A 26079-nucleotide genomic window follows, 5' to 3' on the forward strand; every position below is an offset into this window, starting at 1 on the left:
GTTATTGGTTTGAGTGGTGAAATTTAAAAATATAAATCTGGGATATCCTATGGTTCCAGATTCCTCAACACAAATATATTTGGAACATTTGCCTATATATTACACAATCTTGTTTAAACATTATCCTATTTTGTAATTCTGAATATGGTCAGGGATTTGACATTCTCTAGATTTTGCAATAATTTTGATGGATTGTTAGCTTTTGAAAAAACAATTGAAAACATTTTGTTAAATCCAATTGAGCGACAAGTCTGTTTGAACGGATTGAAGAAATATGCTATCTTTATTACATGAAGCCCCATTATAAACCTATATCTTCTGAATCCAAACTGTTCAAAGTTGAATTCCAAGAAAACCAAAAGGATTTCTATTATCCCTGGCATTATCATTCTGAATTGGAACTAGCCTTTATTGTCAGTGGGAAGGGTATCCGATATGTAGGGAATTTTATGGAAAATTTTTTCGGCGAGGAATTGGTGCTGATCGGATCAAATCTACCGCACAATTGGACTAACCAAATGGAGGAAGAACAGCCTGTAACCGCAATCGTGGTCTTTATAAAAGAGGAATTCTTGGAAAAGGCATGGATGCACAGTATAGAATTTGAGGCGATCAAGAAACTTCTAACAGAAATGAATAAGGGGATAAAGGTCAACAAGGAGTCCACCCAGAAATTAAAGCCTAAGTTTCTTGAACTCCTAAAGGCGAACGAGTTTGAAAAACTCATCATTTTACTTCAAATCCTCCAAGATCTTGCAACAAACGCAGACTACCAATTTCTTTGTGAACAAGAATTTACCTGTGACATAAATGAACTTGAAAAAAAACGGATAAACATTGTTTACGACTATATCCAAAAAAACTATCTACAGCAAATAACACTCGCGGACATCTCCTCAAAGATAAATATGAGCGAAGAGTATTTTTCAAGATTTTTCAGCAAAACTATGAAAAAGCCTTTTTTTGAATTTCTTAATGAATACAAAATCAATCAAGCTTGTAAATTATTGATAGAAACGGATAAGCACGTGAGTGAAGTCTGTTATGCATCAGGCTACGAAAGCATTACGTATTTTTATAGGCAATTTAAGAAGTTCAAAAACTGCCAACCAAAGAACTATCGTGCCAATTACCGTAAGATGGCAGAGAATGAACTACAGAATGAAGGCATTACAGATCTATTAAATTCATAAAGTAAATTAATTTGGAACAGTCCTCTTCCTATTTCATTTTCAATGGCTAGTGGAGGAAATACTTTATTAACATATCAGCGCTCCCAATCCAACTTCCTGTAAACCAATGAGCTACCAATTTCAAATGGGAAGTGCAACCTCCCATTTTTCAGCTGGGCGTAGGATTGTTGATGCCTATTTAAAAGATGGATTTTCAGACTTGCGATTAACAAAATCGTATAGGTAAGACAGCTATGATCAGAATCAAGTGGAAAACCGAACATTGTCATTCCCATGAAGTAAATAGGAATTCTTTAAGACCGCTATAGAGGGATTGAAGGAAAATATCGATAATTCCAATAAAACTAAACTCCGTATTTTGGAGCTCTGAAAATCATTAAATCTAATCTTTTTTTGACAGGTGTTTGTGGCTTCAGTTCCTTGGGTGTCTAGAAGAAGAGACCTAAAGGTTCCAAATGAAAGTTTAAGAATTATCAATATCTAATTAAAAAAATCATTCCCAGCTATCACCAGTTGATTATATGCATATTATTCTGAATAACACTTACTGAAAGGAAATCAATGGACTAAATGAATCTTCGGTTTATCAATATTGTTGACCCTCTAAATAATATGGTCAATTATCAAAAACCTCTAATTGAAAGGTAGTGATCCTCTTTTTCTGTCATCAGGGTTTTATCTTCCTTCTTCTTGTCGTAATAACCGCATAGGTGAAGTACGCCATGGATGATAACACGATGAAGTTCATCGCGTTCGGAGACATTGAATTTTTTGGCATTTTCGGTGGTCCTTTCCACGGAAATAAAAATATCTCCAGCGATTACGTCTTCATCCTCGGAGGAATCAAAGGTCACGATATCAGTGAAGGTATCATGGTCTAGGTATTGTTTGTTGATTTCCAAAAGATAGGCATCAGAGCATAACACAAAGCTCAACTCTCCTACGCGCTTAAAACCTTCGGCTTTAATCGTTGCGCCAATCCATTCCCTAACCTTTTGTTTTTCCTTGAGTGTAAAATCGATGTCTTCAGAAAAAAACTGAATGTCCTTCAATGCCATATTAAAAAGATTTGCTATCCATATAAGTCTGCAGAATCAATACTGCCGAAACTTTATCAATCAATTGTTTATCCTGTCTTTTGCTTTTTTTCATCCCTGATTGTGCAATAGCTTGGGAGGCAATTTTTGAGGTGAACCTTTCATCGACCTCTACAATCGGAATATTGGGATATGTTTTGCAGAGCTTCCTACTAAAACCGACCACATGCTGATCAGATTCAGAGGCAGTCCCGTCTAATTGCTTGGGCTTGCCAATGACAAAGGTTTCCACTTGTTCCTTGGCAAGGTAGTCGGACAGGAATTTCCAGATTTCCTCTGGGTGTATGGTGGTCAATGGGCTTGCAATAATCTGCATACTGTCGGAAACAGCAATTCCAATTCTCTTGGTCCCATAATCAAACGCCATTATTCTCATGTCTCTGCAATTTTCACAAATTTACAATTAAACTTTAGAATAGCCCTATTCAATAATCGCAAAATATCTATACATTTGATAGATATTAATTCAAAAAATGAAAGCACTCATCTACTTCATCAGCTTCTTTGCTCCGGTAATTCTAATGGCCCAATCTTTGGAACAGGAAATTCAGTCCTATAGGGACAAACAGATCCAGGAAATGGTAAAGGATGAATTTGGTCCCTTGCGAAAAGATCAGGTAGAATATGTGACCTTCTACCCTGCAAAACAAGATTATGTCGTTACGGCAGAAGTAGAACAGCTTTTCAATGAACCAACCTTCAGGATGCCCACATATGATGGTACCTCCAATGAGTACAAGAGGTATGGATTTTTGAATTTTGAATTGAATGGGAAGAAATATAAGCTTACGGCTTACCAAAGGGTGGCACTATTCCAGAATGCTACCTATAAAAACCATCTTTTTGTTCCATTCATGGATAACACGACTGGAGAAACCTCCTATGAGGGCGGTCGTTATCTGGATCTGAGCATTTCAGATATTAAGGATGGAAAGATCAAGATCGATTTCAATAGGGCGTATAATCCTTACTGTGCCTACAGCAATGGATACCGATGCCCACAGCCTCCAAAGGATAATATTTTGAATGCAGCCATCGAAGCTGGGGAGAAAAAGTACAATGGACCTAAAAACGAAAGAAACGTGAATAAGAGTACGGCAAAGAACTTTAATGATTTTGAAAAATCTTTGATCAATACCGCTGATGAAAACAGCTTGATGCATGTTTACCAGATTACAGATGAAAAGGAGTTGGCGGTCCTGAAGAAACCATCTGAGGACATTAAATTTGATGACCCTTTATTGGATAAAATAGCGGCAAGGATGTTACTTACGGTCAAGGACCCTGAACATCCTGGAGTTGGGATCGCAGGGCCACAGGTTGGCATCAACAAAAATGTCATTTGGGTTCAGCGCTTGGATAAAAAGGACGAACCTTTTGAGTTTTATCTGAACCCTAAGATCATCTGGCGTTCAAAGCTTACCCGCCAAGGTGCAGAGGGCTGTCTATCCATTCCTGATCTAAGACAGGACGTGAAGCGCAGCTATGCCATCAAATTACAGCATATTGATCGTAAAGGACAAGTGAAGGAGGAGTTGATAGAAGGTTTTACAGCTGTAATATTCCAGCATGAGGTAGACCATCTTTACGGTATTTTATTCCCCGATCGTATAGAAGAATCAAACAAGATAGAATTTGAGTCTTTGAATGATAAGCCAGATTTTTTCATTCAAAAAGGTAGTATCAGACCTTAATAGCGGAGAAAAATCGCTGTACCCGTAAACAGGGATATTTCAAATTGACCATTTTTTTGCTAAAAACTTGGTTATCTTTAGGATTAATATTGAACCACTTTCCTAAAGACCATGTACAAATCAGCCTATAGCATTGCTATTGTCGATGATCATTCGCTAATCCTTCAAGGGTTGGTCAGCCTATTGGACCGCATAAAATCTTATGAGGTGACCGCCACATTTACCAAGGGTTCTGAACTTTTGCAATACCTTGAAACCGACCCCGTAGATATTGTCCTGCTAGATATTTCACTTCCAGATATTAACGGTATAGACCTCTGCTTGGAGATCAAGCGAATCGCTCCGAATGTGATCATCTTGGGCTTGAGCAACCATACAGAGCGTAGTGTCATCCTTCAGCTCATGCAAAATGGTGCTTCAGGTTACCTGCTCAAGAACATCGATATCGTGGAATTGGAAAAATGCCTGGATCAAGCGGTGAACAAACAGATGGTATTCAGCTCTGCTGTACAGGAGATCATTGCCAATCCGATAAGTTCAGATCTGCCCCTATTACCCAAGCTTACGAAAAGAGAGACTGAAATTCTGAAACTGATCGCATTAGGGAAGACTTCAGTTCAGATTGCGGAGGAGTTGTTTTTGTCCCCGCTCACCATCGAAACCCATAGGAAAAGGATGATGAGCAAGTTCAAAACAAAAAATATGATGTCGTTGATTAAAATAACGACAGAGAACAAATTGATCTAGCGCTCTTTTAAGCGGACTTCGAACAATTTAGTCCAGTGCTTTCCTGTTACCAATAAGGTTTTGCTGTCTGGTTTATAGGCTATACCGTTCATCTCATTATCATAAGGAGCGCGGTTATCGCTGTATAAGCCAACAAAGTTGATCCTACCCTCAACGATTCCAGTCTTAGGATCGATGATCACCATTTCGTCTTTATCGCCGTAATAGAGGTTTGCATAGATCTTGCCGTCAATGAATTCCAATTCATTTAACTTTTCTACAGGACCATTATCATCAAAAACAGCAATGGAACCTGTTTCTGCTAATGTTGCTTGATCTAAGAAATATAGATTGTTGGATCCATCGGATTTGATGAACTGTTCGCCATCATTGGTCAAGCCCCAGCCTTCTTTGCTGTTCTGGTAATCAAAGGACTTCAATAGCTTGAATGTATTTTTATCATATACATGCCCCTTGTTGTTCTGCCAAGTCAATACGTACATGTTATTTCCAACTACGGTCATCCCTTCACCAAATTCATCAGCCGCTAGGTCTGCTTTCTGAAGGACCTTGCCTGTTGCTAACTCCACTTTCCGCAAGGTAGATTCACCTAACTGACCGGTAGTTTCATATAAAGTTCCGTTTTCGAAGAATAGCCCTTGGGTAAAGGCTCCTTGATCGTGCGGATAGGTATTTACTACTTCAAAAGCGTATTGCTTTGGAGCGGGCGGAACGACCAAGACTTCGCTGTATGCTATATCCTCTTTGCCTTGGGAATACACCTTTGCACTCAATCTTTTATTTCCATAGCTATAGGCGTCAGTATCAAACACGACCGCTGTTGTGTCGGTTTTACGGTCAAAAATATCACCATCCACCGAATAGACCACTGAGTCTACTGCTGCGTCAGGAAATTTCAACTTCACTTGCACCTTCTCCCCTTTCAGGACCTTGCTGTTATTGGTTGGATTGATAAATTCAACCTTGCTTTGTTGGGTTTTACAACCGATGACCAAGGAAATGGAAAGGATAGTTAGTGCCTGAATGCTAAGCTTTAGTTTCTTATTCATATTAATAATTCCAAAATGCGTCTTTTATATATGTTGATTTTCCGTCTATAAAGGTAATGACATCGAACCTGATTTCTCCACGATGATCTTTTTGCATGATATAGGCTTCTGCGGCCCTACTCAGTCTATTTTGTTTTTGTGAATTGATCATATCCCTTTCGGTTCCAAACGCCGAAGAAGACCTTACTTTCACTTCCACAAATACCAAAACGTCATTATCATGGGCGATAATATCTACCTCTAGATTTTTATGTCGCCAATTTAATTCAATAATTTGAAAACCAATCTTTTTTAAAAATAAAACCGCCATTTCTTCACCTTTTGTTCCAGTGGTCTTGCGGTCCATTTTTGTTATTTTACGATTGTATTTCCAAGAAAATCACCCAACAGCTTCTCGCCTTCTTTCAGCTTCTGATATTTGGCGATCAAGAGCAACATATCATCAGGGTCCTTACAGTTTTTAAGCTCTTCCCTGATTCTATGCATTTCCTGTTCGATCTTATTCTTCTTCACCCTATAGATCAATTGGTTGACCAGATCTTTCAACTGATCTTTCTCCTCGGGCACAAAGATCTTACGCTTGTCATCATTCCAGTTGGGACTGATTTCATATTTTGTGGCAATGCTGTCCACCGCTAACCTGGATACTTCCTCATCTTCATGGGAGAAGAAGAATTTAGCTTCCGGTACTTCAAAGTTTTCAGCCTGCTTTTTAAACTCGTCGATAATCTTGATGCTGGCCTTGTCTTCAAAACTGACATCGTCCATGCTTGCCAATAGATACGGAGCAACTGGAATATCGCCATCCCCTTCCCAAACGACCAACTCACGCCCATAGTTTAACAGTACGCGAACAAGTTCCCTTTCCATCAGGATTTCGGAAGTTATCTGCTGTACCGTAGGCTCAGGAACAGTTATTCCCTCTGCAGCCATCGCAGCCAGCATTTCTGCTGGAATAAAATCATCCGCTGGGTAATCTGGACTAGGTTCAGGACTGGCACTTGCTGCCTTTCTATCCCTTGCCTTAGCCTTATCCATCCGGATCTTATTTAATTCGGTAAGGAGAACCCGCTCTTCGATATCCAACAAACCACTACATTGGCGGAGGTACACAGAAACCTTGATCTCATCAGGGATGAGGGCAATACTGTTTACGACCTCTCGTATCACTTCCGCTCGCTTGATGGGGTCTTCCTTGGCGTCTCGTAATAAGATGTTGGTTTTATAGAAAACAAAATCTTCCTGATGCTTATTGATATGCTCCTTGAAAGCGGATGCTCCATATTTCTGAACGTAGGAGTCTGGGTCATTCCCATCAGGAAATAGCAGGACCTTGACGTTCAAGCCCTCTTCCAATAACATATCTGTTCCCCGCAATGAGGCCTTGATCCCTGCTTCATCACCGTCATACAGAATAACGACATTTTTGCTGTACCTCGATATAAGCTTGATCTGTCCTGTTGTCAGGGAGGTTCCGGATGAGGAAACGACGTTCTCTACGCCTGCCTGATGACAGGAAAGCACGTCTGCATAACCTTCAACCAAGTAACACACATCCTGCTCGGAGATCGCTTTCTTTGCTAAATGCAATCCGTAAAGGACATTGGATTTATGGTAGATTTCGGACTCCGGAGAGTTTACATACTTAGGGACGTTCTTGTCCGTCTTTAGGGTCCTTCCCCCAAAACCAATGACACGCCCAGTGAGGTTGTGGATAGGGAAAATTACCCGCCCACGGAAGCGATCGTATAGAGACTTATCATCCCGCTCAACGGCTAGACCTACCTCTGCAAGGTATTCCTTACTAAATCCTTCTGTTAATGCGGCATCCACCAAACTTGTCCAGGCTTCAGGAGAGTATCCTAGTTCGAACTTTTGAATGGTCTCATCCCGATATCCGCGTTCGCGAAAATAGCTCAGGCCAATGCTCTTGCCCAAGTCCGTTTCCCAAAGTTGGGTTTTGAAATATTTCCCAGCCCATTGGCTCAGGACGTACAGACTCTCTCTTTTATCTTGTGCTGCAAGCTGAGCAGGACTGCGCTCAACTTCCTCGATTGGAATATTGTATTTGTTGGCCAAATAGCGAATGGCTTCGGGATAGGCATACTTCTCATGCTCCATCACAAACTTGAGGGAATCTCCGCCTGCCCCACAGCCGAAACACTTATAGATCCCTTTCGATACCGACACATGGAAGGAAGGCGTTTTCTCATTGTGGAATGGACAGTTCCCGATTAGGGATGTCCCTCTCTTTTTGAGATCGACAAAATCACCAACCACCTCCTCAATCCGAGCTGCATCGATGACTTTCTCTATGGTTTCCTTCTTGATCATGATTAACAAAGATAATAATATTAGATTTAGAGAATTAACAAAAGAATAAAGAGTTGGCAGAGGTAAACTCAAATAAAAAGAGAGAAAAAACTCTAGTCCTTTCTCTCTTGGCAATATGTATTAGGCTCCTTATTTCAGGACCTCATGTTTATCCAACTGCTCGAAAACCGAGTTCTTAGAAATATATTCCGGTACAATTTCCTTGATCAATTCCACAAGGACCATTGGATTATGGTTAGCTCCCTGGGCAGCTACCTGAGAACAAAGATGTTCGATCCTTTTCTTATTCATATCCAATTCCTCGGTCCTTACCCTTGCGATCATGATTTTTTCATGGTGAGTCTTGGTTGTATTTTCATTATCAGCCAATAGCTCCTCATAAATCTTCTCACCAGGTCTTAATCCGGTCACTTCGATTCCAATATCATCGGGGTAATTATAACCCTTCAAGCGTATCATACGAATCGCAAGATCCATGATCTTCACTGGCTTACCCATATCAAAGACGTAAATCTCACCACCTTGTCCCATTACTGCTGCCTCTTGAACCAATTGACAGGCTTCAGGAATCGTCATGAAATAACGGGTGATATCTTGATGGGTAACTGTTAATGGTCCGCCACGTTTCAGTTGTTTTTCAAACAATGGAATAACCGAACCATTAGAACCAAGCACATTCCCGAAACGGGTGACGATAAAGTTGGTCCTACTGTTTTTGTTCAATGCAGAAACATAGATTTCTGCCGCTCTTTTCGTAGCTCCCATCACATTCGTAGGGTTTACAGCCTTGTCGGTTGAAACCATGACAAACTTCTCGACGCCATACTTATCGGCCATGTCTGCTAAGTTCTTAGAACCCCATACATTCGTTAAGATTGACTCATATGGGTTTTGCTCCATCAATGGAACATGTTTATAGGCTGCCGCATGAAAGACAATATGCGGCCTGTAATGTTCGAAGACAGAATCCATAAATTGTCTATCCCGTACATTGCCCACCATAAAAATGGTATCCTTAAGGCAATTTGCCTTAAGCTCCTGTTGAATGTCGTACAATGCAGACTCAGCCTGATCTACCACAATCAATTTATCAAAATCAGTAAAACTGATCTGTCTAACCAATTCAGAACCAATCGAACCAGCACCTCCCGTTACTAAGATGACCTTATCACGCATCATTTCATGGATAACAGGATTCTCTAGTTTAATGGCCTCACGACCTAATAGATCGTCAATCTTCAAGGTTCTCAACTGCCTGGTCGCGACTTTACCGCTCATCAACTTCGCGGAAGTCGGCATAATCTTTAGCTTGACTGGCAATGGCTCTATTTGAGAAGAAATCTTCGATAAGCGATCCTTATTATTGTCATCAAGTGCAATAATGATACTATCAATTTTAAGCTTCTCAACAAATTCCTTGGTCAACCGGTCCATATTGATAATCTTATAGCCATTGATAAGCTTGCCAATCCTATTCGGATTATCATCAGCAAAAGCCACGACCTTAACTTTTTTCCGGGTATCATTTCTCAGAAGGTTCAGGGTAGTGGTTCCCATATTCCCCGCTCCAAAAATCAAAACATTTTCAACTTCACGACCTCCGAAAAAGAAGTTTTCATAGATAGTTCTGTAAAACACCCTGGCAGCCACCAAACAAACCGTTGTAAAGAAAGCATGGGTAAATAGTACGGCATAGGAAGGCCTAAAGAACTGGCTGATGACAGTCGTTTGATCAAAGTTCATGCGAACAATGGTGGATATTACCATCAATATAGCCCAGGCTGCAAAAACTGCCTTGAAAATACCCCAAGCATCACGGAAACCAGTCTGCCGAACGATGCCTCTGTAGGTTTTAAAATACAGGAATGAGATGTAATAAACTACTGCCACAAAAATGGATTTCTTAACCATCATCTCTACAGCAAACCGCCCTTTAAAGCTATTGATCACAAAATTCGACAGGTAATAGCAAAAAATCACTATTAGCATATCTATAAGCAAGATAACCCATCTTGGGCTGTCTTTTTTGAAGTATCTCCTCAGGCCAACTATATCCATTAACTATTAATATTATATTCTAAAATATAAATCCAAACCAAAAAGGGACAGGTCCGGGTTCGTGCGTCAAGCAAATATTAACAAAGTTGGTGCCATAATGTTACTATAAATTACCGACTGTTTCGAAAAAGGTTGGTATTGGTAAATTACAGTTATTCTTTTTTGCTTGAGTTTATAATTTATACCTCAAAAGTAAGAATTAATGAAATGAATATCAATTGATAAAACTAAATTAATGCATTCAAAGGTTTGGGTATTGGGAACTAAATAGGTTAGAAAATACTATAAAATAAAAAAGGAGCATTTTAAAATGCTCCTTATAAATATTGCTTTATTTTTTCTTAAACAGTTTTTTGAATTGCTTTTTCATTTTTGCGCGCAGTGAAACCGAGCTGGCATCCACATAGCCATAACCGTAGCCATAACCATAGCCATAGCCATATCCTCTAGCAAAATCAACGTCATTCAATACAACTGCCATATTGCGAAGCTTTCCTTGTTCGTATAGTTCTTTAGGAACATTCAACAAGCGCTTGTCTAAGTAATTCGCTCGAGTTACATACATGGTCAAGTCAGCGAACTCAGAAATCAATAGGGTATCTGTTACTAAACTTACTGGAGCTGTATCCACAATAACATAATCATAATGCTCACGTCCATAGTCAATTACCTCCTTGATATGGCCATTCATTAATAGCTCAGCTGGATTTGGAGCAATATAACCTGAATAAATAATATCAAAGTCATAAGGCGCTGGCTTACGGATAATGATATTTTCAACTGGCATATCAGGATTAATTAAATATTGAGTAATACCAATATTTGTATGTTGCAAATGAGCCAAGCCCAAATAATCAAGTACTTTAGGCGATCGAATATCTGCACCAATTAATAAAACCCTTTTACCAGACATCGCCAAGATCCTAGATAGATTCGTTGAGACGAAAGATTTACCTTCTCCAGATGTTGTAGAGGTAACAAAGATCACTGCAGAATCTTTTTTAGCACCAAGCATAAAGGAAATATTGGTCCTTAAAATACGGAATGCCTCTGCTAACGATGAACGGTCATTATCTTTAACCACTGGATCATCAGAACTTGGAATTTCACCTAAAATTGGAGCATTGAATTTCTCTTCTATGTCCTTGCGTGAATGAACTTTATTGTCCATTAAGAATTTAAGATAAAGAATTCCAAAAGGGATTAAAAAACCAGCAATTAACGCCCCAAGCAAAACCAATACTTTTTTTGGGGAAACTGGAATCTTTGATCCATATGCTTCATCAATAACTTTAAGAATTGCCGGAGTTGCAGCTGCCTGAATCTCAGTCTCTTCCCTTTTTTGCAATAGAAACAAATACAAAGATTCAACAATTTGTTGTTCTCTTGAAATATCTTTAAAACCTCTTTCTTGATTTGGCAATTGATTTAATTTGCCTTCAAATTTATTTTTTTGAGATTGCAGAGAGTTAACATTACTCTGGAGCCCTTGCTGATAATTTCTTACTGAAACTCTTAAATTGTTATTAAGATCTTCAATATTTTTATTCAAATTTTGAACAACTGGGTTATTAGGTGTCGCTGACTTTAGTAATTCATCCCTTTCCAAAACTAAATCATTATAACTCTTAACAGTGGCTTGGATAGATTGATCCTCTAATCCAATATTTGACGGCAATAAATTGCCCGTATTTGAGTTTACAGCTGACCCCATCATTTCCGCTAGACGAAGTTGCGTTTGGTATTCAACAAGTTTCCGATCGTTTTCAGATGCATTTTGCATATACAACTGCACCTCCGAACTCATATCGATTAAATTATTTCTGTCCTTATAATCTGCGACTTTCGAATCTGCACTTGCTAAATTTTTTGAAATTAAATCTAATCTTGTATCGATAAATTGTGTAGTCGCCTTACTAACTTTTGTTTTATCATCTGTAACATCCTTATTATATTGATCTATCAAGGAGTTAATCAACTTTTCTCCTTTTGAGATATTTCCAGAATTAATTGAAAAATTGACAACATAAGATTGCTTTTCCTTATTAGGAGTAATCGCTATTGCTTTTAATAAGCCATCCACAAATTGATCTACGGGAATATATGAAATAACAATCTCAGAAGAAATTGACTTTTTCCCTTGAGGTAAAAGCATAATTGGTCCAATTGGACTATTAACTTTTTGCCCGACTGAATATTCTCTCGTGCCAAAATGCTCATCTTCGATAAAAATTTTATCACCTTTTCTTTGAACAGTCATAGAATATTCATTAGAATCCAATCTTGGGTTCTTTGATTCTAATATCACTAATCTAAGCGGTGATTCGGACTCTAAAAGTTCAGAGGTTTTTACATTGCCTTTTGCAAAATAGGTAACATTCAATCTATCATTCTCAACAACCTTTCTGAAAATTCTTCTAGATTTCATTACATCAATCTGATCTAAAACAAATGCAGAAGCTGGACTCCCACTAGCAAAATTAGTAAGTTCAGTTAATCCAGATAATTCACCAGAAGCTTTATTCTCGTCTTGAAGAAGTATTTTTGCAGTAATATTATAAATCTTATCAGCATACCTAAAATATACAAAAGCTCCTATTAAAAACACTAAAATTGAAACAAGAAACCACTTCCAATAATAAGCATATTGCTCAAATAATTGTTTAAGATTAATTTCTTGTTCCTTTGTGGTTTGGGAACGTGGATTTTGCAAATTACTCATGTATGAATATTTGTTAAATTAACGAACTACAACTGCAACAATTGTAATAATTAAACTTGCTATTGACACAAAAATTGAGGTGTTTTGAGTATATTTTGAAGATTGAATTTTCGCACCGTTAGGTTCAACATACACAACATCATTTTGCGCCAAATAATAAACTGGTGAATTTAGAGCCTCTCTTTTTGTTAAATCAACCCTGTATTCTGATTTTTGACCATTCTGTTCTCTTATTACTAAAACATTCTTTCTAACCCCATTGATTGTTAAATCACCAGCCATTCCTAATGCTTCTAGAATTGTAATCCGATCATTTTTTATAGGATAGGAACCTGGAGATTTCACTTCACCTAACACTGTAACTTTGAAATTTCTTATATCAACACTTACACCAGGATTAATGATAAATCGCTCAACTTCTTTCCTTATATATTCTATTGCTTCTGTCCTAGTCCTTCCAGCAAGTTTAATTTTACCTAATTTAGGAAAATCAATTTCACCATTCACATCAACTGCATAAGTTGGAGTAAATGGATTAGTATCTTGAGTTGTTCCTGAGTTATTATATGGTGAAACTTGATTAAAAGGAATAGTTGCCCTCACATCATCTGAAGTTATAGAAATTGCCAAAATATCCCCTGGCTGTAATTTAGGTGCATTTAATTCATAAGAAGTATTTAATGCAGTAGAATCTGATTGAAAATAAATCAAATCTTTTTTAGATGCACAGGAGCTGAGCAAGCTAAGCATAATCACTAAACTTAAAAGTATTCTCATATTTTTAAAATTTCTATAAATAGGCAAAAATTGAACCACAATCAACTTTCAAACCACAAATGTAGGATTTTACATTCAATAACATTAAATTATTTTTATATACTATAAAACCTACAATTGCTAGTGTATTTTACTTTTTAAAAATTCGTAAAATATTTTCTTTAATATATTCACGTTCAGAGTCCTGTAAATTTGAACCTGATGGTAAACATAGCCCATTATTAAACAATTTTTCACTTACTTTTCCTCCATAATAAGGCGATTTTGAAAAAACAGGTTGTAAGTGCATAGGTTTCCACAAAGGGCGAGATTCTACATTAAATTCTAACAGACCTAACCTCAAATCTTCTCTTGTAATCCCAGCAACACCTGCATCAATTAAAATAGCCGACAACCAATGATTTGAAAAATAATCTGAATTGGTTTCTACAAAAACCTCAACGCCATCAATATTATTAAATATTTCTACATAGAATGCTGACATCGCCCTTCTTGCATCAATCCTTTTTCGCAAAACTTCCATTTGTCCTCGGCCAATACCTGCACAGATATTTGACATCCTATAGTTATATCCAATGTGCGAATGCTGATAATGTGGCGCATTATCCCTTGCCTGCGTTGCTAAAAATACTGCTTTATTTTTATCTTCATCAGAATGACAAACTAATGCCCCTCCTCCCGATGTGGTAATAATCTTATTTCCATTAAAACTCAACACACCAAAACGACCAAATGAACCACAAGCTTTACCTTTATATGTTGAGCCTAAAGCTTCAGCAGCATCTTCTATAACAGGAATATCATATTTGTTGGCAACTGCCATAACTTCATCAACTTTAAATGGCATCCCATATAAATGTACAGCTACAATAGCCTTAGGTTTCTTACCTTTAGAGATTCGATCAACAATCGCTTCCTCAAGTGCCTTTGGACAAATATTCCAAGTGTCTGGTTCAGAATCCACAAATACAGGTATGGCTCCTTGATAGGCGATTGGATTCGCTGAAGCCGAAAAAGTCATAGATTGACATATAACTTCGTCACCATAACCAACTCCACATTCGATTAATGCTAAATGAAGAGCAGCTGTACCAGCAGATAGTGCAGCAACACGAACATCAGCATCTAAAAATTGCTCTAAGCTTTTCTCAAATTCATTCACGTTTGGACCTAAAGGCGCCACCCAATTTTCATCAAAAGCTTGATGAATATACTTTAACTCATTTCCACCCATATGAGGCGAAGAAAGCCATATTTTATCAACCATAATCTTATTAACTATAAAAAATATATCATTAATTTTTTCTTATTTCTCTTCCCGGATTACCAATAATAGTCATCCCATCTTGGACATCTCTAATTATTACGGCTCCTGCTCCAATTATACAATTCCGCCCAATTTTAATTCCTTGTATTATTGAAGCTCCAATTCCTACATGTGTACATTCTCCGATTTCAACATTCCCAGCTAATGCAACATTAGGAGAAATATGTACAAAATCTGAAATTTTACAATCATGATCAATTGAGCAATTAGTATTTAAAATACAAAAATTTCCTACACTCGTACCAGCGTTAACAGAGACTCCAGACATAACTACTGTCCCTGTGCCAATTTCAGAATATTTTGATATAGAGCTTTTAGGATGAATCAGAGCTTGTAAATCAAAGAAATTTGAGGAGGCTATTTTTTTTCTAATAAAATTATCCCCTATAGCAATTACTGATTCCTTTGGAAGAACATTAAGGTTATGACTTATTTTTTTTCCAAGAATTTCTTTTTTCAGAACATCTTGATCATAAACCTCACCTACAACTCCCCCATTTTCCTCAATAATATCAATTATTACTTTAGCATGTCCACTAGCACCAATTATTGAAATTTTATTCATAGTCATTTCCTTTAAACATCTCGACAGTTGCTTGTCCATCGGCAGAAATGCCTTCTCTAACAAAAACTTTCTTTATTGTCAGAAAAAAAATTTTTACATCTAGCGCAAATGATAAATTATCTATATACCACACATCAAAATTAAACTTCTGTTTCCAAGATAATGCATTTCTTCCGTTCACTTGAGCCCACCCAGTAATACCAGGACGTACTTCATGTCTACGTTTCTGAAAATCATCATAAAGCTCAAGATATTGAATTAATAATGGTCGAGGACCAATCAAGGACATGTCTCCTTTAATAACATTAATTAATTGGGGTATTTCATCTATTGACGTTTTCCTGACGAAGGATCCTATAGAAGTTAGGCGAAGTGCATCAGGTAGAAGATTCCCTTCTTCATCTTTGCGATCAGTCATTGTCTTAAACTTGATGATTTTGAATATTTTACCATTCAATCCAGGCCTAGATTGCAAAAAAAATGGTTTGCCAGAATTTACAAAAAACAAGCAGATTAAAATTGTAATAAATATTGGAAATAGAATAATAAAACCAATAAGAGAAAGAGTAAAATCCAAACTCCGTTTTCCAAAATTCTTATAAATCATTGTTAAAACCATTTATTTTTAATAATTCCTTATATTCTTTTAATAAACAATCCCAAACATAATTTTGCTCATATCTTTCTGAAACTAACTTTCTAGCATTTAAAGTTAAATATTGACATAGAACTTTATCCTCCATAATTAATTTCATACTTTTCAATACTTCACCTTTATCCTTTACAGGAATTATTATCCCATTTTCGCGATGTTTAATAATTTCATTATTTCCATTAATATCTGTAACAATACTAGGTAAACCCATTGCACCTGCTTGAATCACTACGTTAGGAAACCCTTCTCTATAACTTGGGAAAACCAATACATTTGAAATTGCATAATATGGTCTAACATCATTTTGAAAACCTAGCTTAATAATATTGGGATTATTATCAATGACTATTTTTGTTTCCGCATGAAGGGGGTCTAGTTTCTCTTCTTCCTTGCCAACTAATAACAGTTTTGTTTTAAACAAATTCAATTCAGAAAATGCCTGAACTAATTCATTCACGCCTTTATCACTAACAAGTCGTCCAACAAAGACAAACACGAAATCATCGTCATCTATCAACAAACTTTTTCTCAAATTAGCATTATCTAGATTTGAAAACAAAGAGGGATTGAAAAAATCTAAATTTATACCATTAACATTCCCATTTCCTAAAACCCTTAGTGGTTTTAATGTTATTAAGTATTTCACTAAATCCTCTTTTACACCATTTCCTTCTGGATAGACATTAGTCGCGGCCCAACAAAGTAGTTTATCCATATAAATCAAAATCAATTTTAATATCCCTTTTTTTGAAGGAAAAACTAATCCAGTAAAGGTATGAACACGAATGGGGACACCTGCCATTTTAGCAGCTAACATAGATAACAACCCCGCTTTGGGTGTAATGGAATGAACTATAATTGGTTTTTCTTTTCTAAATCTATAATATAATTGAATTAACGAAATAACATCCTTAAAAATATTAATACCTCTTGACATTTCAACTGGAACCACTTTTACCTCTTCACGTAAAGAGGTTTTTGCTAAAAGTTCACCATCAGAAGATATTGCAACAACATCAAAATAGGAAGAAAGATATTTTAATTGACCTTTTAATAGTAAATATAAAGATTCAGGAACTGTAGATGTTCGAATTATCTTAATCATCGCTAATTGTATTTCACTAAAGCAGAATTCAATTTATTTATTTTATTGAAATTCAAATTACTATTTGATTTTTTTAAATTAATAGTTTTAACCCCATTATAATTTTCATTTGAAACATTTACAGATGAATTATAATTAACTACAATATGTTTTGTAGAATTTTTTACGGTAAAAACATTATTATTGAATTTTACACCATTTGAATAAATATTCATGATAGAGTTAGAATTAAAATCATAATTGCCATCGACAATAAATTGATTGTTTTCAATTATACTTCCAGATCTTTGTCCATTGGGGGCATAAAAATTCATTAATGACCGACCTGATCCATCATCAATACCTCTTGTCCTTTTTAGGGCCAAACCTTTTTTTAATCCATTATTTGAAATAATATTATTTTTTACAACTACTGGCTTATTCCCATTCTTATTTACATTATAAAAAACCAGTCCTAAATCACTTCCTCCGATATTGTTACCTTCAATTAAGTGACCACCAAAATCTCCCTCAAAATGTATCCCTCTATCATATCCAAAAATCCTATTATTTAATAAACTAATATTTGAACAATAATATTCCACTACAATACCACTTCTACCAAATTGCTTAGTTTTAGAAAAATCATTTAAAACTTTATTCCCCTTTATTGTTCCTTTTGAAGCATTAGCAATATAAATTCCATCGCCGTAACTATCAGTCTTCGGATCATAACCCCAACAATTCAGAATTTCATTATTACTTATATTAACTGATTGAAAGCGTGAAGAAAGTTCTGAACCAACGCTCTTCGTCGTAAAAATTGAAATTCCCTCCCCATATATACCTTCAACCTTAATATTTGTAATTGTAACTGATTTCAAATCAGAAACCATTACCCCATAATAGAATTTCGGTTTATTGATAAATCTATTCGAGCTTGAATAAATCGGAAATTCACCAGCCAAGGTTAAATCAGACATTTTAAATTCCCCCATAGAGGGCAAGCTGTAAAAGCCTCTAATTGTTATTACGGAACCTTGATTAATGTTTTTTATCTTCGTCAAAGATTTAGATTCTCCGGTAATTATTAAACTTCCACTTGAAAGAAAAACATCGATTGGTTTTGATATTAAATAATTTCCAGCAGGAAATACAACTTCATTTATTCCATCAGATTTTACTTGCTTAAAACAATTTAAAATGGCCTGTGTATCGTCCACTTTTCCATTACCTACTGCACCAAAATCTTTAACATTCAAAGTTTTCCCTATACAACTTTGAAAAGTAATCAATAATAAAACAACTGAAATAGTAATTTTCATGATATTCATTATACCAGAGATTTATATATTTTTATTAATTCCAAAACTTTAGTATTAATATCATAAAGCTTTGATTTGTCAATTCCCATTAAGCTTACATTATTGTACAAATTTCTATCCTCTAATGATAAAATTTTATCAACCAGTCCATTAATGTCTTTGTATTCAAATAATAACCCCCCTTTATTTAATACATTTGATAACCCAGGAACATTCGTTCCGATTGTTGGAATACCTAATGCCATTGATTCCACTGCTGATATCCCAAACCCCTCATGCCTTGAACTTAAGATTGCAATATCTAAACTCTTTAAAATTGAGCCAACATCAGTTCTTATTCCTAAAAATTTAACACGATCAGTTAAACCTAATTCAATCACTAAATTCTCAATCAAAAGTTTGTTTTTACCGTCTCCAATTAATAAAAGCTTATAATAATCAGGTAAATGATACAAAGCCTCAATAACTGTATTATGATCTTTTTCATCTCGAAAACCGGCAACCATTCCTAATAACTTATCAGAATTATTAAACCCATATGACTGTTTATTTAATTCCATTGATTTAGATAATTCATCAATGTTAATGCCATTATTAATTATAAAAAGTTTTTTCTCGGGAATATTATAATTATGTATCAACATATTGCGAACCTCATTCGTGATACAAATTATTGCGGAATATTGTTTGTAGATAAATTTATCAATTTTAGATAAAATTGGATTATTTATCCTTCTATTATAGGTACTATGCTCAGTAAACACCAATTTCGCTTTTGACCTAGAGAACAGTTTTGCAAAAACAACCCAATATTGTGACGGAAATAAATGAACATGAATTATATCAAAGTTTCTAATAATCTTTATTAAGTCAAAAATAACCAAAGGATTATATAAATTATGGTAATTTAAGCAATGAATCTTGGCATTTGACTCCTTTAGTTTTTCGTGAAAAGGATAATTAAACCCATTTAATAAAATAACCTCTGCCTTAATATCTTCATGATTATTCAGCAAGGGGATTGTATCTATTAATAATTTTTCAGCCCCCCCTGTTGCGAGGCTATTAATTACATGTAAAACCTTCATTAAATTTTATAAAAGTTGTTTCCAAAATTCATTTAAATCTGCATTTAAAAAGCTTTCAGCTCCACCATTGAAAAAGATATATGTATTAATGCAAGTCAATAATATTAATAGAATAAATTCCTTTTCCTTCATGTTTTTGAAAAGACTCAAATAGATAAATGGAATAAAAGTACCAATAATTCTACCCGCAACAGGAGATAAAAAGTAAGAAGTCAAATACAAAATAAGACCAACAATAGAAATTATATAGGGATTTAAATTTTGTGTATTACCTTTCCAAGAATGTTTTTGAATGTATAATACAATGAAAACAATTGCCCAAATAACAAACATTAAGCCCGATGATGTATTATCAAAACTGTCATAAGCTTGTTTACTTCCTAAAATATTTGCTATTAATAACATCGAACCATTTATTATTATTCCAATAACAAATAAGAGAATAATTCTCTTTCTAAAATTTTGGATTTTTAAATAGGATTCTAAAATATAATTAATTCCTAGGAAGGCAAAAATTAAATAAAATGAATTATGGATTAACCCTAAACCAATAAAAAACAATAATTGAAATTTAATTTTTGGAATTCTTGGCAAAACTAGAAATATTAAAGCAAGTCCAAGACCTTGCCTTAGCGCAATAACCTGTAAGGCAAAAAACTGGGTATTAAAAAACAATATTATTAAGAATAAAATGCCAAAGAACAAATTGTTAAAATTTGTCAAACAAAAATAACTAGCTGAAAAACAAATAAAAAAGACTATCGCTTTGACAGAAAATTCTGGGTCATTGAAGATACTTAATGCCTTATTTACCAAGAAAAAAAGAGGTTCATTAAATAAGAGCATTTTCACATCAGTCATTTGGCTCAAATAATAATCAAAGTCAGTCCCATAAATTATTATATAGTTTTCTCTATCCTTAAAAAGATAATGCGGCATAGAAGATAACAAGTATGCATACAAAACACTTATTAACATCGCCATAAAAATGGTCCCAATATTTCTATTTAAAAAAACATTCATTTATATACTTTCTAAGAAATGTTCCCATTTTTTAATTGTTGGCTGTACAGCAAAGTCTTGAGATCTGATTTTAGACTCATCACTCATTCGCCCCCTTAAGTCCATATTTAAAATCATGATATTCAACGACTTGCAAAAGTTTTCATTATCATCCATCGGAATTAAGAATCCATTTTTATTATTTAATACCTCTGAAGGCCCTGTTAAACAATCAAAAGATATAATAGGCAATCCATAAGATTGGGCCTCGATTAGAGTCATTGGTAGCCCTTCAAACCTAGAGGTCATTACTAAAAAACTAGCCTCTGAATAATACAATCCTATATTTGAAGTTGGGCCAACTAATTCCACATTTTTTAATTCGTATTTTTTGATTAACCTTTCCAGTAATTCCTGATCCTCTCCTTGACCAATAATTTGTAATTTCCAACCACTTGGAATACGATATTCCTTTACAAATTGATTCCAAATCTCAATTAACTTATCGAAACCTTTCTGAAAAGTATACCTTCCAATTGCTATTATTGATTTGCTCTCCTTATTATATGGTGAAGGTGTTATTTCGAAAGGGGAAGGATTATTAATACTGGTAATTCCTCCTTTTATATTCAAGTTTTTACTCCACAATTCTTTATCTCTTTGAGTTAAGACAACAATACCGTCTGCAAATTTTGCGGCTAGTTTTCTTGCATAATCCCTTGACCGCAACCCTAAATTGACTGTAAAGTTAAAATGCTCCCACAGAATCAACTGTAGGTCTTTTCCAAAAATGAATTTAAGATAAAAGGTAAATAAAAAGGAAATGGCTTCAACCGAAATCAAATATTGAATTTTATTGAATTTTACAACATTTATCAATCTTTGCCCCAGTTTTAGAAATTGTTTTTTATAATTGTTGATATTTAGACAAACTACATCAATTGACGGATGAAGATTATATTTAACATCTTCTCGAATGCCAATCGTTGAAATGATAATAACTTTATAATTACCCGTTTCCGCTAATCCATTGGCCACTGAGAACATAGCTCGTTCCGTACCTGCAAGATTAGTAATATTACCACCATAAAACGCAACTACCTTCATCTCTTGATTTTTTCAAATAATTTTGAAACTTCATGATCATCATATGAAGAAAAAATTTTCTCCACAACTTCTTCATTATGTGGGGATTTATTGTTTGAAAGCTTGTTATTAATAAAGTCTTCCGAAGTAATATATTGGTAGCCATAACTATTGAAATCCCCAATTTCAACCAACTTTACAATTGGAGTTAGGCCAAAAAACAAATATTCGATAAGTTTGGTTGGATTTGCTACTCTATTTACAACTATATCATCTCTCAATACAAAGCCATAATGGCTAATTGAATAATAATATTTTAATTCAGATGAATGCACAGAATCAAGGATAATTCGCTTATCTTTTAAATCCATTGATTGAATTTTCTTATTCATCGCATCACGATCACTAACTAAAAAAATATAGACAATATTTTCATCATTAACTTTAGCTTTAATGTTTGTAAGCATTTCATCTATATTTTGCCAAATATGTAAGCCCCCGCTATAAATAACAACAGTATCATCTTCTTTAATTCCTAATTTAGTTTTCAAATTAGATAATTCATTCAAAGGTATCTGTTTATTCTTATTGTCAATATGATCTGGAATAATTCCGTAAATAATATTATTAAAATTAAATCCAGGGTATTTATTTGAAAAATGCACAGCCATTGCATCAGTAACATAAATAGCTGTATCAATTTTATTAAAACATTCTTTTTCTATGGAGTCAAATTTTTCGGCTCTACTAATGTTACCGGTCATTTTTATTTCTTCAGGGACTGTGCCATGAACATCTAAAATGATTGGTGCTTTAATGAATTTAAAAAAATATTTCAACCATAATAAATTAAATATAGTATGAGCATAAATTAATTTTACATTCAATGCATATTTTAATAAAATTGGCCAATGTAGAATCAAATTAATCTTATACGCAACGATTGATTCATCATATTGAATGCGGCTTTTTTTAAAAAAAGATTTTAAGGAAGTTTGTATATATACACGATCATAGTTTTCCATGAATCGGTCCATTTTGCTTACCCGTTGAATAAAGCCATCATTAGAATTTTGCTCGTTAGGAAAAGGCGCTAAAACCAGAACCTTAGGCTTGAATTCTTTATTTTCCATTGATTAAATGCTTAAATTGAATTAACATATCGTCTGCAAGTGAACGAAGAACGCTGATAGAAGCTGAATAATCAATTGAATAATCAAGTTTATTCAATTGATCATATAAGTTTTCTTTATTAAATGGTTTTCCCCATAATAACAGCTCTTTAACTTGTTCAGTCAGAATTCTTAATTTAGGTTCTATTTCGATACATATTACTGGTTTGTTTAATAAGACTCCAATAATTGCTCCATGATATCGAGCACTGATAAATCCGTCATAATTATTAAGTATAGCCAAAAACTCATCAATGCTATGTTTTTCAGGATTCCATATTTGGATTTTCTCATCTTTCAGCTCATCCATCCAATACTTATCTTTTAAGGGTGCAAACACAATGAACTCAAGATCTAAATCTGTGGAATTCTCATAATATATTTCTTTTAACTTATTAATATAATTAGCACCAGAAGACTCCCATTTCCAATCCCTGACTATTATCCCGATCTTTTTCTTCTGCCTATTCGTTTTTGAATATTCAGGAACTTTGAAGTAGGAAGAAAAAACAACATCTGCACCTAAAGTCGCTTTAACATCCCATTTCTTGCAATAAGAGAGAGAAACATTATCTCTTACTCCCACGAATTTCGCTTCAGATACCTTTTGCTTGGCGAGTTGCTGAGAACTATCTTCTGAGAAAAAAGGACCAATTCCAAATCCTAGGAATGCTTTTGGAATATTATGCTTTATGGGTTTTTCATTAAGCTTTTCAATTAACCTTTTGGGATTTTTTAAGAGAGAGATAAACCTACTTTTTAAGGTAATCGGTTTTTGTTCTGAAAAGGAAAAAAATTGTGTTCCCCCTCCATAAACCAATAAATCAGCATCAAAATTCGGGTTCAAATAAGTTCCCTTTTTTAACAATTCTGAAACATATGGTTGAAACTCACCTTCAAAGTTCAATTCGTCCTCTGGAAATTCTTTAATGAAATAATCCTCAAAAACCCGCATTAACAAATCATCACCAAAGTTTGTTTCCCCATATGCTCCTTTTATTCCAATTTTCATATTAAAAGTTTTATTTTATGATCAGATTTTCCTTCTTATACTTCATATAAATCTGATTATTATTTTTAAGTTTAAAATAGTGTTCAGAATCTCTTTGTTTAATTATCTTACACGGATTCCCAACAATTATTGATAAAGGCGGTATTTTACCAGAAACCACTGTTCCAGCTCCAACTATACACCCTTCTCCTATTTCAGCACCAGGAACAACAATTACATTTCCTCCAATCCAGACATTTTCATTTATTATTACTTTCCTAAACTCAAATAATTCATCATAAGGTAAATACTTGGAATCTTTATAATTATGATTGGCAGAATGTATTATTAAGTTGGGTCCAATAATAACTCCATCTTTGATTATTATTCCACCCAATCCATTAACTTCTGCATTTGGGCCAATATAAATATTACTTCCTAATTGAATATTTTCAGGAAATAAAAATCTACATCCAATTGAAATGTCATTATTGATACCAAAAGATTTTAAATGTTTTAGATTCCTGTTTAAAACAACTTTTTGGATTTTATTATATATTAAACTAAACATATTTTCTTCTCAATTATCGTTTTATAAATTTTTTCATTGTAAAAATTAAGGTATTTTGCATTTCCCTTTCTAGTCCTACAAAAAACAATCCAAAGAAGTATAGCAATAGGAATAGAAAATACCATATAATAAATAATGAAAAATTATTCACATCAAATAAAGAGGCTAAAATATATAATATAAGAAACACTAAAATTATCCCTGAAATAATTGGCAAAATAACTTCAAATAAGAATTTTTTAAGCTCAAAATTGTAATATCTTTTAATAAAGAATACTCGAAAAATTAATGATAATAAACTAAATGAAATCATTAATAAAAACACAATGTCAGCAGAATAACCTATAGATAACAACCAATAAGATAAAACAGGAATAATCATATTAAAGCCGCCGATAATAATATGGTAATTTCTCATCAATCCTACTGCTAAGACACCTGTCATTAATGGCCCTGAAATACAATCAATCAAAACAGAAATCATACTCAACTTTAAAAATGTCACCGTAAATTGAGGTATATTTGGACCTAACCACATGCTAAGAAGCAAATTTGTGTGAACCATAAGAGGCACAACGATAATAAGCATGACAAAAAAGGATAATTTTGAACCCCAAAATATTAGTTTCAAAGATTTTTGTTTATTATCATTGGCATAACTTTGAATGATTTGTGGATTAATTGCTGCCTGAAAACTATTTACAAATTGAAGAACTGCAGAATTAACCTGCATAACTAATCCATATGCTGCATTAACTACGGTGCCAAAAAATAAGTTTAAAATCATATTTACACCTTGGTTTTTCGCAACTAAGGATATTGCTCCAAAAATATTCCATCCTGAAAACGTCAAAATTTCAAAAAACTTACTCTTATTGTAGATTATTTTAATTTTTGATTCTAAAAAATTACTTTCAGAATAAATTTGATAAGAAATCCGTACAATTATTGAGGCGATAAGAATAAATAATGAGTAAATAATTAATTTGTCAAAATCAATAAACAAAATTGAAAATGCTATTACTAACTTTAAGATAACTTCTATAATGGAAAAATATGCAAATATATTCATCCTTTCTTTGGCCAATATTAAAGCATTATATGGAACTTGAGTAATATTAACAAATAAAGTGAAAAGTGAAAATTGATAAACAAAATTTACCGCAAGAATCCTTTCCTTAGGGAAAACCAATATATTATTTATATACCATAAACCTACTGTTTCCCCAATTAATAAGACTATTGCACCAATAAATAAATGGATTATTATTGCAGTATTGAAGGTTAACTTTAATTTCTCCTCATCTCCATTTCCTATATCGAATGAAAGAAATCTCTGTGTTCCTGCAGCCATAGCCCCATTAATAAATCCAACCATAGCTACAATTCCACCAACGATATTATAAATACCAAAATCAGAAATTCCTAAAGCCTGAATAATTACTCTGGACGTATATAAGGTGATTCCCATTATAAAAAACATCCTTATATATAAGAATGCAGCGTTTTTAGCTATTTTTTTTGAAGATTCTTCCATTCAAT

At 34.2% G+C, this 26079-nt stretch carries 23 protein-coding genes; 3 read left to right on the plus strand and 20 right to left on the minus strand.

Going from position 1 to position 26079, the window contains the following annotated elements; translation table 11 throughout:
* The first annotated feature begins 290 nt into the window (after positions 1-290).
* Positions 291-1193, plus strand: a complete 903-nt coding sequence (locus NMK93_RS18050) for an AraC family transcriptional regulator (RefSeq protein ID WP_254528780.1) — start codon at positions 291-293, stop codon at positions 1191-1193.
* Between the two features lie 623 nt (positions 1194-1816).
* Here NMK93_RS18050 and ybeY read toward each other — a convergent pair.
* Both ybeY and ruvX read right to left on the minus strand, forming a co-directional pair.
* Complete coding sequence (gene ybeY, locus NMK93_RS18055; RefSeq protein WP_254528778.1) at positions 1817-2251, minus strand: rRNA maturation RNase YbeY; 435 nt, start codon at positions 2249-2251, stop codon at positions 1817-1819.
* Between the two features lies 1 nt (position 2252).
* Positions 2253-2666, minus strand: coding sequence for a Holliday junction resolvase RuvX (gene ruvX, locus NMK93_RS18060; protein ID WP_254528776.1), 414 nt, complete (start codon positions 2664-2666; stop codon positions 2253-2255).
* A 97-nt stretch (positions 2667-2763) separates the two neighbouring features.
* On the opposite strand from ruvX, the gene def reads away from it, so the two are divergent.
* Entirely contained in the window at positions 2764-3984 is a 1221-nt protein-coding gene (def, locus tag NMK93_RS18065; RefSeq protein ID WP_254528774.1) for a peptide deformylase, read from the plus strand.
* Positions 3985-4095: 111 nt separating this feature from the next.
* Positions 4096-4731: a response regulator transcription factor gene (locus tag NMK93_RS18070; protein ID WP_254528772.1), complete on the plus strand. Its 636-nt coding sequence runs from the start codon at positions 4096-4098 to the stop codon at positions 4729-4731.
* Here the strand turns inward: NMK93_RS18070 and NMK93_RS18075 are convergent.
* The 18 genes from NMK93_RS18075 to NMK93_RS18160 all read right to left on the minus strand — a co-directional run bounded on the left by NMK93_RS18075 (position 4728) and on the right by NMK93_RS18160 (position 26074).
* Positions 4728-5780 (minus strand): glutaminyl-peptide cyclotransferase, encoded by a 1053-nt coding sequence (locus tag NMK93_RS18075; RefSeq protein WP_254528770.1) that lies wholly within the window; start codon positions 5778-5780, stop codon positions 4728-4730. The genes NMK93_RS18070 and NMK93_RS18075 overlap by 4 nt on opposite strands.
* A 1-nt stretch (position 5781) precedes the next feature.
* Positions 5782-6126, minus strand: a complete 345-nt coding sequence (locus NMK93_RS18080; protein WP_254528768.1) for a YraN family protein — start codon at positions 6124-6126, stop codon at positions 5782-5784.
* A 5-nt stretch (positions 6127-6131) separates the two neighbouring features.
* Positions 6132-8114, minus strand: a complete 1983-nt coding sequence (dnaG, locus tag NMK93_RS18085; RefSeq protein ID WP_254528766.1) for a DNA primase — start codon at positions 8112-8114, stop codon at positions 6132-6134.
* A gap of 129 nt (positions 8115-8243) precedes the next feature.
* Complete coding sequence (locus NMK93_RS18090) at positions 8244-10103, minus strand: nucleoside-diphosphate sugar epimerase/dehydratase (RefSeq protein ID WP_254528764.1); 1860 nt, start codon at positions 10101-10103, stop codon at positions 8244-8246.
* Positions 10104-10503: 400 nt separating this feature from the next.
* A complete protein-coding gene (locus tag NMK93_RS18095) occupies positions 10504-12894 on the minus strand; it encodes a polysaccharide biosynthesis tyrosine autokinase (protein ID WP_254528762.1) in 2391 nt (796 codons plus the stop codon).
* An 18-nt stretch (positions 12895-12912) separates the two neighbouring features.
* Complete coding sequence (locus NMK93_RS18100) at positions 12913-13671, minus strand: polysaccharide biosynthesis/export family protein (RefSeq protein WP_254528760.1); 759 nt, start codon at positions 13669-13671, stop codon at positions 12913-12915.
* A gap of 130 nt (positions 13672-13801) precedes the next feature.
* Complete coding sequence (locus NMK93_RS18105; RefSeq protein WP_254528757.1) at positions 13802-14938, minus strand: DegT/DnrJ/EryC1/StrS aminotransferase family protein; 1137 nt, start codon at positions 14936-14938, stop codon at positions 13802-13804.
* A 28-nt stretch (positions 14939-14966) separates the two neighbouring features.
* On the minus strand, positions 14967-15563 hold the full coding sequence (locus NMK93_RS18110; protein WP_254528755.1) for an acetyltransferase: 597 nt from the start codon (positions 15561-15563) through the stop codon (positions 14967-14969).
* A complete protein-coding gene (locus tag NMK93_RS18115; RefSeq protein ID WP_302328335.1) occupies positions 15556-16170 on the minus strand; it encodes a sugar transferase in 615 nt (204 codons plus the stop codon). The genes NMK93_RS18110 and NMK93_RS18115 overlap by 8 nt, the downstream gene beginning before the upstream one ends.
* Positions 16160-17323: a glycosyltransferase family 4 protein gene (locus tag NMK93_RS18120; RefSeq protein ID WP_254528753.1), complete on the minus strand. Its 1164-nt coding sequence runs from the start codon at positions 17321-17323 to the stop codon at positions 16160-16162. The genes NMK93_RS18115 and NMK93_RS18120 overlap by 11 nt, the downstream gene beginning before the upstream one ends.
* Positions 17324-17325: 2 nt before the next feature.
* Positions 17326-18627 (minus strand): glycosyl hydrolase family 28-related protein, encoded by a 1302-nt coding sequence (locus NMK93_RS18125; protein ID WP_254528751.1) that lies wholly within the window; start codon positions 18625-18627, stop codon positions 17326-17328.
* Positions 18628-18635: 8 nt separating this feature from the next.
* Positions 18636-19715, minus strand: a complete 1080-nt coding sequence (locus tag NMK93_RS18130; RefSeq protein WP_254528749.1) for a glycosyltransferase — start codon at positions 19713-19715, stop codon at positions 18636-18638.
* Between the two features lie 6 nt (positions 19716-19721).
* Positions 19722-20738: an EpsG family protein gene (locus NMK93_RS18135; protein ID WP_254534198.1), complete on the minus strand. Its 1017-nt coding sequence runs from the start codon at positions 20736-20738 to the stop codon at positions 19722-19724.
* On the minus strand, positions 20739-21824 hold the full coding sequence (locus tag NMK93_RS18140; protein ID WP_254528745.1) for a glycosyltransferase family 4 protein: 1086 nt from the start codon (positions 21822-21824) through the stop codon (positions 20739-20741).
* The gene (locus NMK93_RS18145; protein ID WP_254528743.1) at positions 21821-22936 is read right to left on the minus strand and encodes a hypothetical protein; all 1116 of its coding nucleotides are present in this window, start codon (positions 22934-22936) and stop codon (positions 21821-21823) included. Before NMK93_RS18145 ends, NMK93_RS18140 begins: the two co-directional genes overlap by 4 nt.
* Complete coding sequence (locus NMK93_RS18150) at positions 22926-23987, minus strand: polysaccharide pyruvyl transferase family protein (protein ID WP_254528741.1); 1062 nt, start codon at positions 23985-23987, stop codon at positions 22926-22928. The genes NMK93_RS18145 and NMK93_RS18150 overlap by 11 nt, the downstream gene beginning before the upstream one ends.
* Positions 23988-23997: 10 nt before the next feature.
* Positions 23998-24537, minus strand: coding sequence for an acyltransferase (locus NMK93_RS18155; RefSeq protein ID WP_254528739.1), 540 nt, complete (start codon positions 24535-24537; stop codon positions 23998-24000).
* A 13-nt stretch (positions 24538-24550) separates the two neighbouring features.
* On the minus strand, positions 24551-26074 hold the full coding sequence (locus NMK93_RS18160) for a hypothetical protein (RefSeq protein ID WP_254528737.1): 1524 nt from the start codon (positions 26072-26074) through the stop codon (positions 24551-24553).
* Between the last annotated feature and the right edge of the window lie 5 nt (positions 26075-26079).

The sequence above is a fragment of the Sphingobacterium sp. LZ7M1 genome (genome assembly GCF_024296865.1).
In the GTDB taxonomy this organism is placed as follows: Bacteria; Bacteroidota; Bacteroidia; order Sphingobacteriales; family Sphingobacteriaceae; genus Sphingobacterium.

Coding starts and splice junctions, on each gene's coding strand:
- NMK93_RS18125 (WP_254528751.1), bottom strand. CDS start 18,627: ATGAAAATTACTATTTCAGTTGTTTTATTATTGATTACTTTTCAAAGT.
- def (WP_254528774.1), top strand. CDS start 2,764: ATGAAAGCACTCATCTACTTCATCAGCTTCTTTGCTCCGGTAATTCTA.
- NMK93_RS18115 (WP_302328335.1), bottom strand. CDS start 16,170: ATGATTTATAAGAATTTTGGAAAACGGAGTTTGGATTTTACTCTTTCT.
- NMK93_RS18105 (WP_254528757.1), bottom strand. CDS start 14,938: ATGGTTGATAAAATATGGCTTTCTTCGCCTCATATGGGTGGAAATGAG.
- NMK93_RS18110 (WP_254528755.1), bottom strand. CDS start 15,563: ATGAATAAAATTTCAATAATTGGTGCTAGTGGACATGCTAAAGTAATA.
- dnaG (WP_254528766.1), bottom strand. CDS start 8,114: ATGATCAAGAAGGAAACCATAGAGAAAGTCATCGATGCAGCTCGGATT.
- ruvX (WP_254528776.1), bottom strand. CDS start 2,666: ATGAGAATAATGGCGTTTGATTATGGGACCAAGAGAATTGGAATTGCT.
- NMK93_RS18135 (WP_254534198.1), bottom strand. CDS start 20,738: ATGAATGTTTTTTTAAATAGAAATATTGGGACCATTTTTATGGCGATG.
- NMK93_RS18050 (WP_254528780.1), top strand. CDS start 291: ATGAAGCCCCATTATAAACCTATATCTTCTGAATCCAAACTGTTCAAA.
- NMK93_RS18095 (WP_254528762.1), bottom strand. CDS start 12,894: ATGAGTAATTTGCAAAATCCACGTTCCCAAACCACAAAGGAACAAGAA.
- NMK93_RS18075 (WP_254528770.1), bottom strand. CDS start 5,780: ATGAATAAGAAACTAAAGCTTAGCATTCAGGCACTAACTATCCTTTCC.
- NMK93_RS18120 (WP_254528753.1), bottom strand. CDS start 17,323: ATGATTAAGATAATTCGAACATCTACAGTTCCTGAATCTTTATATTTA.
- NMK93_RS18070 (WP_254528772.1), top strand. CDS start 4,096: ATGTACAAATCAGCCTATAGCATTGCTATTGTCGATGATCATTCGCTA.
- NMK93_RS18145 (WP_254528743.1), bottom strand. CDS start 22,936: ATGGAAAATAAAGAATTCAAGCCTAAGGTTCTGGTTTTAGCGCCTTTT.
- NMK93_RS18130 (WP_254528749.1), bottom strand. CDS start 19,715: ATGAAGGTTTTACATGTAATTAATAGCCTCGCAACAGGGGGGGCTGAA.
- NMK93_RS18155 (WP_254528739.1), bottom strand. CDS start 24,537: ATGTTTAGTTTAATATATAATAAAATCCAAAAAGTTGTTTTAAACAGG.
- NMK93_RS18160 (WP_254528737.1), bottom strand. CDS start 26,074: ATGGAAGAATCTTCAAAAAAAATAGCTAAAAACGCTGCATTCTTATAT.
- ybeY (WP_254528778.1), bottom strand. CDS start 2,251: ATGGCATTGAAGGACATTCAGTTTTTTTCTGAAGACATCGATTTTACA.
- NMK93_RS18140 (WP_254528745.1), bottom strand. CDS start 21,824: ATGAAGGTAGTTGCGTTTTATGGTGGTAATATTACTAATCTTGCAGGT.
- NMK93_RS18090 (WP_254528764.1), bottom strand. CDS start 10,103: ATGCTAATAGTGATTTTTTGCTATTACCTGTCGAATTTTGTGATCAAT.
- NMK93_RS18150 (WP_254528741.1), bottom strand. CDS start 23,987: ATGAAAATTGGAATAAAAGGAGCATATGGGGAAACAAACTTTGGTGAT.
- NMK93_RS18100 (WP_254528760.1), bottom strand. CDS start 13,671: ATGAGAATACTTTTAAGTTTAGTGATTATGCTTAGCTTGCTCAGCTCC.
- NMK93_RS18080 (WP_254528768.1), bottom strand. CDS start 6,126: ATGGACCGCAAGACCACTGGAACAAAAGGTGAAGAAATGGCGGTTTTA.